8 protein-coding genes are annotated in these 11,510 nt (G+C 61.3%); 2 read left to right on the top strand and 6 right to left on the bottom strand.

The features are described from left to right. Positions 1-29 precede the first annotated feature (29 nt). Positions 30-1,382, bottom strand: a complete 1,353-nt coding sequence (locus ACP15P_RS13695; protein WP_424929036.1) for an ABC transporter substrate-binding protein — start codon at positions 1,380-1,382, stop codon at positions 30-32. Positions 1,383-1,593: 211 nt separating this feature from the next. Here ACP15P_RS13695 and ACP15P_RS13700 point away from each other — a divergent pair, with 211 nt between their 5' ends. Then, the gene (locus ACP15P_RS13700) at positions 1,594-2,631 is read left to right on the top strand and encodes a substrate-binding domain-containing protein (protein ID WP_424929037.1); all 1,038 of its coding nucleotides are present in this window, start codon (positions 1,594-1,596) and stop codon (positions 2,629-2,631) included. Further along, on the top strand, positions 2,624-3,961 hold the full coding sequence (locus ACP15P_RS13705; RefSeq protein WP_424929038.1) for a GH1 family beta-glucosidase: 1,338 nt from the start codon (positions 2,624-2,626) through the stop codon (positions 3,959-3,961). Before ACP15P_RS13700 ends, ACP15P_RS13705 begins: the two co-directional genes overlap by 8 nt. Before the next feature lie 12 nt (positions 3,962-3,973). Here the strand turns inward: ACP15P_RS13705 and uppS are convergent, their stop codons facing one another. The 5 genes from uppS to ACP15P_RS13730 all read right to left on the bottom strand — a co-directional run. Then, the gene (uppS, locus tag ACP15P_RS13710; RefSeq protein WP_424929039.1) at positions 3,974-4,726 is read right to left on the bottom strand and encodes a polyprenyl diphosphate synthase; all 753 of its coding nucleotides are present in this window, start codon (positions 4,724-4,726) and stop codon (positions 3,974-3,976) included. Positions 4,727-4,886: 160 nt separating this feature from the next. Further along, positions 4,887-5,906, bottom strand: a complete 1,020-nt coding sequence (locus tag ACP15P_RS13715; RefSeq protein ID WP_424929040.1) for an MraY family glycosyltransferase — start codon at positions 5,904-5,906, stop codon at positions 4,887-4,889. 183 nt (positions 5,907-6,089) lie between these two features. Beyond that, a complete protein-coding gene (galE, locus tag ACP15P_RS13720) occupies positions 6,090-7,115 on the bottom strand; it encodes a UDP-glucose 4-epimerase GalE (RefSeq protein WP_424929041.1) in 1,026 nt (341 codons plus the stop codon). 21 nt (positions 7,116-7,136) lie between these two features. Further along, positions 7,137-10,604: a chromosome segregation protein SMC gene (gene smc, locus ACP15P_RS13725; RefSeq protein ID WP_424929042.1), complete on the bottom strand. Its 3,468-nt coding sequence runs from the start codon at positions 10,602-10,604 to the stop codon at positions 7,137-7,139. A gap of 192 nt (positions 10,605-10,796) precedes the next feature. Further along, positions 10,797-11,510: NAD(P)/FAD-dependent oxidoreductase (locus ACP15P_RS13730; RefSeq protein ID WP_424929043.1), on the bottom strand; the 714-nt coding region annotated here is incomplete at its 5' end.

Raw genomic sequence — 11,510 nt, forward strand, 5'->3', positions numbered from 1 at the left:
ACTCGGCGGAGCCTCACAATTAGTTTGGCTTATTTCAGGCCATCCCAGCTGCTCTGAATTTCGCCAGCAACCTCGGCGGCATCCTTGCCACCGGCATAGTCAACCATACCGGTCCAGAAGGTGCCGGCACCCACACCGGCGGGCATCAGGTCCGAACCGTCAAAGCGGAACGTGGTCGCGTCGAGAAGGATGCTGCCCATTTTCTTGAGAGTCGAATCTCCGTAGAGCTCGGTGTCCACTGACTGCAGCGGTGTGAGGAACCCGGTCTGGGCCATCCATACCTCGTGAGCGATTGGGGTTTTCAGGAATTCAATGAAAGCACGGGACGCAGGGGTATCATTGGTTATGAAAGCCAGCGTACCGGCACCAAGAACCGGATTGCCCAGATCTTTTTCAGCGTATGACGGGAAGTAGAAGAAGTCCGCGTCGATGCCCAACTCGGTGCCTTCCGGGAAGAAGGACGGAATGAAGGAGGCCTGGCGGTGCATGTAGCACTGCGGCGGCGAGGAGAAGAGACCTTTCGGACTGTCGCGGAAGTCGGTTGACGCCACCGCTCCAGCACCACCGGCAACATAGTCGTCATTGCGGGCAAAGGCGCCAAATTCCTCGATGGCGGCCACAACGCGCTCGTCATCAAACGGAATTTCGTTGTTGGTCCACTGGTCGTAAACCTCGGCGGGCTGAGTGCGCAGCATCAGATCCTCAACCCAGTCGGTCGCGGGCCACCCGGTAGCGCCACCTGACCCCAGACCGATGCACCACGGTGTCCCCCCATCCGCGACGATCTGGTCATTCAGGGCTTTCAGCTCCTCCATCGACTCCGGAACTTCGTATCCCGCATCCTCGAAGTTGTCGGGCGAGTACCAAACGAGGGATTTCACGTCAATTTTGTAGGGGAACGCATAGAGACGGTCCTCGCCGTCCGGACCGGCATAGGTGCCAAGACCCACCCAGCTGTCACCGGCGGCGTAATTGTCAGCCAGCCAGGACGCGGTTTCCTCGCCCAGCGGCTCGACAAAACCTTTGGAGACAAGGTTCTGGATCAGGCCAGGCTGCGGCAGGATCGCGATGTCCGGCGGGCTGCCGGCCTCGGTGTCGATCACGATCTGCTGCTCGTAAGATTCGGAAGATGAGTAGTTGACGGTCGCACCCGTTGCCGCCGCAAAATAGGCCCACACGCTTTCGGCAAGCGCCTGGTCATCGCCGCGCCACGGTCCAAACAGGTTCAGGGTCTGGCCGGACAGGTCGTTTGCCTCCGCGAAAGCATTGTAGCTGTCCCAGTTGTAACCACCCTCACCCGGCGTAAATTTCAGATCCTGGGCGGATACCGACCCCGCGGCAAGCGCGAGTCCGGCAACACCGGCCAATAGCGATTTCCTCATTTGGTAGTCTCCCATTTTTCCGACCCTTACAGGCCGCTGCAGTTTTTTTCTTCGGCTCAATGCATGGCATTCAAACCGTTTTGAATGCCAAACGAATGCGCCAGCCCCCCAATTCTGTCAAGTAATTTGACAGATTGCCAGAAAAAAAAGGATTGTCAGCATCAGGGGTTTTTGCAACGATCCAAAGCGCTTTGGAGGCCTCCTGATAAAAATGAACCTTAAGGAACTTGCAAAACTGCTTGAATTGTCGCCGACAACCGTCAGTCGCGCGCTGAACGGCTACCCGGAAGTTAACGCCAACACGCGTGAACGGGTGACCGCGGCGGCCCGAAAATACGGTTACGCACCGAATCAGGTCGCCAAGCGTCTTGCCACGGGCCGGTCGCACACCATCGGCCACGTCATTCCCATTTCCGGCCACCAGATGATCAACCCGATCTTCGCCGAATTCATGGCTGGCGCCGGAGAGGTCTATTCAACGCGGGGCTACGATTCCATTCTGTCGGTGGTTCCCGAAACCGAGGAAGCCGACGCCTACCGCACGCTGGTCGCGAACCGAAAGGTAGACGGCGTGATCGTTCACGGGCCGCACATCAACGACTACCGGATTGATCTGCTCCAGGAACTTGGGCTGCCCTTTGTGGTTCACGGGCGGGATACGCGACCGGAATCTGAATACTCATGGCTCGACATGAACAACCGTCGTGCCTTTCTACGGGCAACGGATTTCCTGCTCGATCTTGGCCACAGGCGCATTGCCCTGCTCAACGGCATCGAGACCCACAACTTCGCGGCAAGGCGGCATCAGGGCTATCAGGACGCGCTGACCCGGCGTGGCGTACCCTATGACCCGGCCCTCGTTTTTGCGGCCGATATGGTGGAACCACTCGGATACGATTCCACGCGAAAAATGCTGGCGGATGACAATCCTCCAACAGCCATTATCACCTCATCCATCATGGTTGCCCTGGGCGTGCTTCGCGCGACCGGGGAACTTGGCCTGCATTCCGGGCGGGACATTTCCATCATCACCCACGACGACGATCTCTCCTATCTTCCGAATGGGGGCGCCGTGCCTCTGTTCACCGCAACCCGATCATCCGTGCGAGGCGCCGGGCGTCGATGCGCGGAAATGCTCATGGACATCATTGAAAGCGCGGACCGGTCTCCACAGCACGAGCTTTGGGAAGCCGATCTGACCGTGGGCCGCTCCACCGGCCCCTGCCCCGAGGGACTAAAATATGGATAACGCCACCCTTTCCTTCAGTCGAAGCGATTTCCCGGAAGGCTTCGTGTTTGGCACCGCCGCCGCCGCCCTTCAGATCGAGGGATCAGGCTATGGCGGGGCCGGCCCTTCGCACTGGGATACCTTTTGCGCCACGCCGGGGAACATCGCAAACAGCGAAAACACCCTTGTCGCCTGTGACCATTACCATCGTTGGGAAGAGGACCTGGACCTCGTCCGCAATGCCGGTTTGGACGCCTACCGCTTTTCCCTGTCCTGGCCGCGGATCCTGCCTGAGGGTCGCGGAACACCCAATGAGGAAGGTCTCGACTTTTACGATCGGCTCATCGACGGGATGCTCGAGCGCGGGCTCCAGCCCTGGGCCACGCTCTACCACTGGGAAATGCCCGCGGCGCTCTCCGATCTCGGCGGATGGCGCAACCGCGACGTCGCCAACTGGTTCACGGACTACTCCCGCCTGGTTATGAACCGCTTCGGGGACCGCATTGAGGGTACCGCAACGCTCAACGAACCCTGGTGCGTGGCCTGGCTGAGCCACTTCCTCGGCCATCACGCCCCCGGTTTGCGCGACATTCGCGCCGCTGCCCACGCCATGCATCATGTTTTGCTGGCCCATGGTACGGCGGTGCAGGCCCTGCGCGCTGACGGTCATGACAACCTCGGTATCGTCTGCAACTTCGAGTATTCCCAGCCGGCGGACGATAAACCCGAGACCATCCGTGCCGCGGAATTGAACGACGCGATCTACAACCGCTGGTTCGTTGGCGGCATATTTGAGAAGACGTATCCGACACAGGTCCTCGAGGGGCTTGCACCCCACATGCCGCAGGGCTGGCAGGATGATTTTGACGTGATCGCCACGCCACTCGACTGGTTCGGCATCAACTACTACACCCGCAGCGTCATCGCCGCTGACCCGGTCAGCCTATGGCCGTCCTACATGACAGTCCCCGGCCCCCTGCCGAAGACCGATATGGGCTGGGAAATTTATCCGGAGGGCCTTTTGCATTTCCTTAAACGCGTCGGCGACCTGACAGACAGGAAAATGCCCATCTACGTCACTGAAAACGGCCTCGCGGACAGTGAACCCGTCAATGATCTGGTCCGCACCGACTACATGGACAGCCACTTCGGCGCGGCGCTTGACGCGATAAAATCAGGCGTGCCGCTGAAAGGCTTCTTCACCTGGTCGCTGATGGACAATTTCGAGTGGGCTTTCGGCTACGACAAACGTTTCGGCATGGTCCACGTGGATTTCGAAACCCAGAAGCGTACACCGAAGGCCAGCTGGCACGCCCTGCGTCAGGCGATCAGCACGAACCAACCGGGCTGACCCTCACGGGGATCAGCCGCGGGCCGTCAGAGGCGACGTGTCCAAACCGGCCGGTGTCACGGCCCCAAAGCGACGGTTGCGGCCCGCAAAATCCGCGACCTCGCGTCTCAGATCCTCAACCGTGAAGTCCGGCCAGGAAATTTTCGGGAAGGAATATTCGGAATACACGGACTGCCAGAGCAGGAAGTTCGAGAGCCGCAGCTCCCCCGACGTGCGAATGATGAAATCCGGATCGGGCAACTCCCGCGTGTCGAGCGAGCGGTCCATCATGGATTCGTCAATGTCGGCGGGTGAAATCTCACCGGACACCACACGGCCGGCAATTTCCTGAGCCGCCCGCGCCATTTCATCCCGCGATCCATAGTCAATGGCGATGGTCAGGTTCAAACCACGACAGTCGCGGGTCTGCGCCTCGAGCTCTTCCATCAGGTCACGCAAATTCTGCGGCACCCGATGGCGCATTCCGATGAAACGCACGCGAACGCCATGCTTGCGCAGGCCCGCCATCTTCCTCTGAATATACTGCTGAAAAATCCGCATCAGCCCCTCAACCTCACTCACCGGCCGCTGCCAGTTTTCGGTCGAGAACGCAAAAAGCGTCAGATGCGAAATGCCCAGATCCGGACAGGCCCGAACTATGTCGGTGACACGGCGTGCGCCCTGGGTATGTCCTGAAATACGGGCCAGACCCTGTGCTTTCGCCCAGCGCCCGTTGCCATCCATAATGATGCCGACATGTAAAGTCGGCGAGGTTACATGCTTCATAATCAACTCACCTGCTCGATCGCGCTGCATACCGGGACTTGCGACAGCGCGCAACTCAGCTGGCTCAACCCGTAATATAACCGACTGTTCCCGTCACAATTCGTGAGCACCCCGGAAATTTGGGGAACTTTTTTAATCAACAAGACACCAACCTTTCAGGTCAGTTGAGGGACATCATTCTGTAAACACGCCCGTACACCACGGCCGTGACAAAAAATAGAACCGCGCTGAGCCAAACCGTGTGGTAGCTCACCGCAGCAAACACCGCCGTCAAAACCGGCAGCGTCCAGGTCACAATACTGGTGGCCGGATTGCGCAGATCGTAGCGGCCTCCGGTGTTCGGAACCAGTTTGCGGGCATACCAGCGATAGGCCAGCATGTGGAAATGCACCCGGTCAGGTTTGCCAACGCTATGGCCCTGACGTTTGGCCTTGCGCCGCATCGACGACAGTGTCTCAATCACCGGGTAGCCACAGATAAGGATCGCCGCCCAGGCCGAGGTTTCCGGGTTGCGCATCGGCAGCAAAACACCAAGACAGGCCAGCAGAAAGCCGCAAAAATAGGCCCCACCATCCCCGAGGAAAATACGACCCAACGGGAAATTAACGCAGAAAAACCCGGCGACGATTGCCGCAAATAAAACGGCCAGCGAGAAGACAAGACCGTCGCCTACCTGATAGGCCACAAAGGCAAACGCCGTGAACATGATAATCAGCGCGCCGGAAGCCAGCCCATTAAAACCGTCGATGATATTAATCGCATTCGCCACACCACCCATGGCAAAGCCGGTAAAAAGCACCGCGATCATGTAAAAAGACAAAAGCCAGTCCACACCCGGCAGATAAACCCGGTTCATCACGTAGCCCGACAGACCGGCAAAGGCGACGCCGGAAATCATAGTAGCCAGCAACCGCCCCTTCACACCGACCTTGCGGGTCACATCCTCGGTCAGACCGGCGGCCAGCGCGGGGATTCCGGCAATACCGGTCGCGAGCCAGAACTGCCGGATACCTTCGGGCAGGAAGGGCGTCACCGCAGCGAAAGCGATTGCTATTGCGGCGCCACCAATGCGGGGAGTTGGGTTTTTGTGAAACTTTTGTACGCCAACACTGTCATCATGGGACAGGTGACCGTGCCAGCGCTGCGTAAGGACCAGTCCTACACAGACAATCAGACTCAATGTGAATCCGGCCAGAGCGGGCAAAAAAATCGCCTGCAAATCGATACCGGCCGACACCGCATTCATACTCTGCCACTCGCCCCAGGGAAGTCAGGTTATGGTGAATTTTTGCCAGCCATACCCGAATTTTCACAAACATGCGACACAAAAAAGAAGGCGGACCCACGCCTCAGCGGAAAACCGTCAGGCGTAGCCCTCGGGGTTCCGCGCGCCCCATGCCCAGGCCGACCGGCACATGTCGGTGAGGGTAAGTTCAGCCTTCCATTTCAGTTCACGTTCCGCCCGCCCAGGATCGGCATAGCTGCTGGCCACGTCGCCTGGACGTCGCGGGGCAACGACAAACGGGATATCTCTGCCGGTGGCGGTTTCGAACGTCCGGATAAGATCGCGAACGCTGGTTCCCTCGCCTGCTCCAAGATTGAACTCACGCGCCCCGGTCGCGCCTGCCGTCCAGTCGAGCGCAGCCACATGCGCCCGCGCAAGGTCCGTGACGTGGATGTAGTCCCGGACGCCGGTTCCATCCGGCGTCCCGTAGTCATCGCCAAACACGTTCAGCCGCGGCAACCGGCCCCGGGCCACATCCACAATGTAAGGCACCAGATTGGTGGGAATATCCTGTGGGTGTTCCCCGATCAGCCCCGACGCATGCGCCCCAACCGGGTTGAAATAGCGCAAAATAGCGCAGGTCAACGTGGTATCCTTCGCAGCCTCCTGGACGAGAATATCCTCAACCTCGGCCTTGCTCGCGCCATAGGGCGTTGTGGGACGGCGCGGGTGATCCTCGGAAATCGGAAGAAAGTCGGGAGGCCCGTAAACCGCCGCACTTGATGAGAACACCAGCCGCTGACACCCGCCCGCGCGCATCGCATCCAGCAGTCTAAGACTGCCTATGACGTTTACCTCACGATAGAGGTCCGGTTTTTCGATCGATTCGGACGGAGACTTCAGCCCCGCAAAATGAATCACAACATCAGGGCCAAACGCTCGGATCACCTCCGAAACGCGAGCCGCATCACGGATATCGGCCTCCGAGAACCCAAAATCCCGTCCGACAATCTGGCGGCACCGCTCCAAAGCCACGCCATGCCCATTGGAAAGATCATCAATGACATGAACCTCATGTCCAGCCATCATCAGTTCGGGAAGGGTATGGCTACCGATGTATCCGGCCCCACCGGTTACCAGAACACGCTGGCTTTTCGGGCTCATTGATCCCCGCACCGGTTCCGGTCAGGCCACATTTTCGACGATTCTTTCCGCAGCCGCCAGGTCTACGGAAACCAGCTGGCTCACGCCCTGTTCGGCCATCGTAACGCCAAAGAGCCGGTCCATCCGGGCCATGGTCACGGCATGGTGCGTGATGATCAGGAACCTCGTGTTCGTGCGCTTTGTCATCTCGTCGAGCAGATCACAGAACCGGTTGACGTTGGCATCATCCAGCGGCGCATCCACCTCGTCCAGCACACAGATCGGCGACGGATTGGCCAGGAACACCGCAAAGATCAGACTGAGCGCCGTCAGCGTCTGCTCACCACCCGAAAGAAGCGACAGCGTCGACAGTTTCTTGCCCGGCGGCTGGCACATGATCTCGAGACCGGCATCCAGAGGATCCTCGCTCTCGATCAGGGCAAGACTGGCCTCGCCGCCGCCGAACAGATGCCGGAACAGCATCGAGAAATTGCGGTTCACCTCGTCAAAGGCTTCCAAAAGGCGCTCGCGTCCCTCCTTGTTGAGGTTGGCGATGCCTTCCCGCAGCTTGCCAATCGCGGCTTCCAAGTCGCCACGCTCCACGGCCAGCGTCTCGAACTCGGACTGTACCTCGCGTGCGTCCTCTTCGGCCCGCAGATTGACTGCACCAAGGCTGTCGCGCTGACGTTTGAGGCGGTTCACATCATTCTCGATGGCTTCGTAACCGGGAATATCCTCGGCCGACACGGCCAGTTTCGCCAGCAGTTCCGCCGGTGTCGCACCGGTTTCCGATTCCAGCCGTTCGCTTGCGGCGGTCACGCGCGCCTGGGCGGCCTCGGACAGAGCCTCAATACGGGCGCGGGCCTCACGGGCGCTCGACAGATCAGACTCAGCGACGCGGGCAGCAGCCGTCAGCTCGCGAAGTTCCGTCTCGGCAGCGGCCAGGGCATCCGCGGCCTTGTGCCGTCGAACGGCGTTCTCCTCATGGGATGCGTCCAGTTCCGCGATTTTGCGCTTGAGCTCATCGGGGCGCACCTGCGCCTCTTCCAAGGCTTTCCTTGATTCCCGTTCACGCCGATCCAGATCGGACAGGCGCGTGGTTGCGTTGGCCTGGCGGCGGTTCCAGCCGTCAATCTCACGGGTAATCTCGTTCAGACGGCGCTCGCGGACCTTGCCGGCACGGTCAAGCTCATCGGCTTCCGTGCGATGGGTCAGCATGGTGATGCGGGCGGATTCCACGCCCATCTTCTTCTGCACCACCGCCTCACGCGCCGCGCCGGGATCATCCAGCGCCCGTGCGGCCGCCTCGGCCTCGGAAATTTCCGTCCGGCATTCCTCAAGCTCGGTTGCCGCGCGGCTCCTCGCCGACTGCAACGTGCCAAGCCGCGATTTCAGCGCCTCGATTTGGGACTCGGTCCGGTTTAGCGCCCGCACCGCGTCCGCCGCGGCCTGATCAGCCTGCTTGCGCTCGGCACGGGCCGCCTTTTCCGCCTCGGCAGCTTTCATTCCAGCGGCAGACGCCTCCGCAACCCGCGTTTCGAGCGCTTCCTTGCGACTGGAAATCTCGACCCGCTGCGCCCGAATCTCGCGCATCCGGTTTTGCTGCTGAAGCCGCAGCGCCGCCGCAGATGGCGCCTTACCCGCCTCAACCGAAAACCCGTCCCAACGCCACAGATCGCCCTCGAGACTGACGAGCCTCTGGCCTGGCCCCAGTTGCTTCTGCAGCCGCGCCCCGTCCGCGGCATCCACCACCCCAATCGCCGCCAGCCGCCGCGCCAGTGCATCCGGCGCGGTCAGGAACCCGGTCATGGCCTCGGCCCCGTCCGGCAAGCCGGGCGCATTACCCAGAGGCGCAAGGGATCGCCAGCCGCTGCCAGCCGCCTCATCCCCCAGGACAGGCATGGACAGATCATCCGCCAAAGCCGCGCCCAGCGCCGTCTCGTAACCCGCCTTGACCTCAATCCGGTCGAGCACCTGATCCGATCCGCCCGAACCGGTTTTCAGTAGACGCTCCAGCCCTGACGCTTCCGAGTCGAGAGCCCGCAGGTTGCCGGAAATATTTGACAGCTCGGACCGCAGATCCGTCTCGGACTGACGCGCCGCGGCCGATGCCTCCTCCGCCGACGCCAGACGGGTCTCCGCCTCCTGGGCCCGCTCCGCCGACACGTCGCGCGCCTCAGCCGCCTGCGCCAGTGAGGCCTCACCCTCGCGCAACTCCTTCTCAACCTGCGCCAGGGCATCGCCCGCCCGCGTCAGAGCGGCCTCAACCTCACCACCGCGCCGTTTTGCGGCCTCAAGGTTGCGGTTGGCCATCTGGTGCTCCGCCACCAGCCGTGCGGAGGCCTCGGTTTCCTCGTCATACTCCCGCTCGGCCGCCTTGAGATTTTCCGCCGCACGATCCGCCCGGATGCGCGCCTCGGACAGGGCTTCGGCATGACCGGCACCCGCCTCCTGAAGCGATTTGCTTTCCTTCAGAAGCTGCTCGACCATCTCGACCGCATCGGTGTTGAGCGAGCCTTCCCGCTCCCGATCCGATTCGATCTGGGAAATGGCGGAGCGCAGTTCCGCGATCTGACGCGCGACCTCGCCAGCCTCCTGTTTCAGGCGGTCGCGCTCAATCGTGACCTTCTGCAAAACCGCGCCCGCGATGGCATCCTCGTCCCGCACGCCCGGAAGCCTCGCCTCGGCCTCATCCCGCGCCCGCGTGGCGGAGGCCGCCTGCGACTGTGCCGCCGCCAGCTGTTTTGACGCCTCAATGAGTTTGGCCGCCGCTTCGGCCCGCTCCTCATCCGCATCACGCCACAGCCGCCAGATCAGCATGGATTCCGACCGACGCAAATTCGCCGCAATCTCCCGGTATCGCGCCGCCTGCCGCGCCTGACGGGCAAGCGAGGACAGCTGGCTTTCCAGTGCTTCCAGCACGTCGCCGACGCGGCCCAGGTTCGCTTCCGTCGCCCGCAGTTTCAGTTCCGCTTCATGCCGCCGCTGATAAAGGCCGGAAATACCCGCGGCCTCCTCCAGCACCCGACGGCGGGCTTTGGGCTTGGCATTGATCAACTCCGAGATTCGGCCCTGACCCACCAGAGCCGGCGAATGCGCGCCGGTGGACGCGTCCGCAAACAGCATCTGCACGTCACGCGCGCGGGCTTCCTTGCCATTGGTCCGGTAGGCCGAACCCGCGTCCCGCGTGATTCGACGCACCACTTCAAGCGTGTCAGAGGTATTAAACTGCGCCGGAGCGAGCCTGGAGCGGTTGTCGAGCGTCAGGGTGACCTCGGCGTGGTTGCGCTGTGGGCGGTTGTTTGACCCGGCAAAAATCACGTCCTCCATGCCGTCACCGCGCATGGATTTCGCCCGGTTTTCGCCCATCACCCAGCGCAGGGCCTCAAGCAGGTTGGATTTGCCACAGCCATTCGGCCCGACCACGCCGGTCAGGCCCGGTGAGATCACCAGTTCGGTCGGATCGACAAAACTTTTAAACCCGAGAAGGCGGAGACGGGTAAACTGCAATGGTAGGGCCCAACATGATTCAGGCGCCAAATTTCCCATCATGGCCGGTTGAGGTCAATGCCTGACCCCACGATCCAGGGAAAATTGATGCCGATTGCACCAGATATCGAGGCACTAAATCCAGGGTTGTGTTTATTTTTTACCACAATCCCTGCATAAGGTGCGCATTGTGAACGTTTTCGACCACAAATTTCAGAGCGCCGTCAGGCCATGACTGGCCGCTTTAAACCGCTCCGGCAACTCAACCTTCCGCCCCAGGATCATAGCCGCCGTCATTTCCCCGACCCGGTGGGATATTCCGATCCCGATTTTGTAGCCACCATTCGCGAACCAGATGTTCTCCCGTCCCGGCACCGGCCCAAGCAGCGCATCCGGTCTCGGTGCCCGTGGCCGCACACCCGCCCAGCGCTCGACCACCGTCGACCGACCGAGAGACGGGCAGACCTCAACGGCGCGTGCGATCAGGTCATCCAACTGCTCATCGGTCGTAAGCCCATCGACCCAGTCCCGTTCACTGGTGGAGCCCACGGCAATCAGGCCATTACCATGCGGTACGATATAGAGACCCGTGGCGAACACCATCTGACCCGGAAGCCCGCCGGGATCGGTCAGCAGCGCCGCCTGACCCTTCACCCCCCGACCCATGCCGCCCGACACGACCTGAGCATGAAGCGGGCCCGCACCCATTCCGGCGGCAAGAACGATATGCGCCGCGCCGAAGGTCTCCGTATCCGTAGCAACGATACCGTCCTCAACGCGCACGACACGCGCGCCGGACCGAACTTCCGCACCTTTACGCCGCACGGCCTCAACCAAAGCGGCGAGGGCCTTGCGCGGATCGATCCGCGCCGCCAGGGGCTCAGGGATCGCGCCCTGGGTCGCCACCTCAGCCGACAGCCAGGATGG

Origin of the sequence: Amaricoccus tamworthensis (assembly GCF_049800875.1) — a bacterium.
GTDB lineage: Bacteria > Pseudomonadota > Alphaproteobacteria > Rhodobacterales > Rhodobacteraceae > Amaricoccus > Amaricoccus tamworthensis.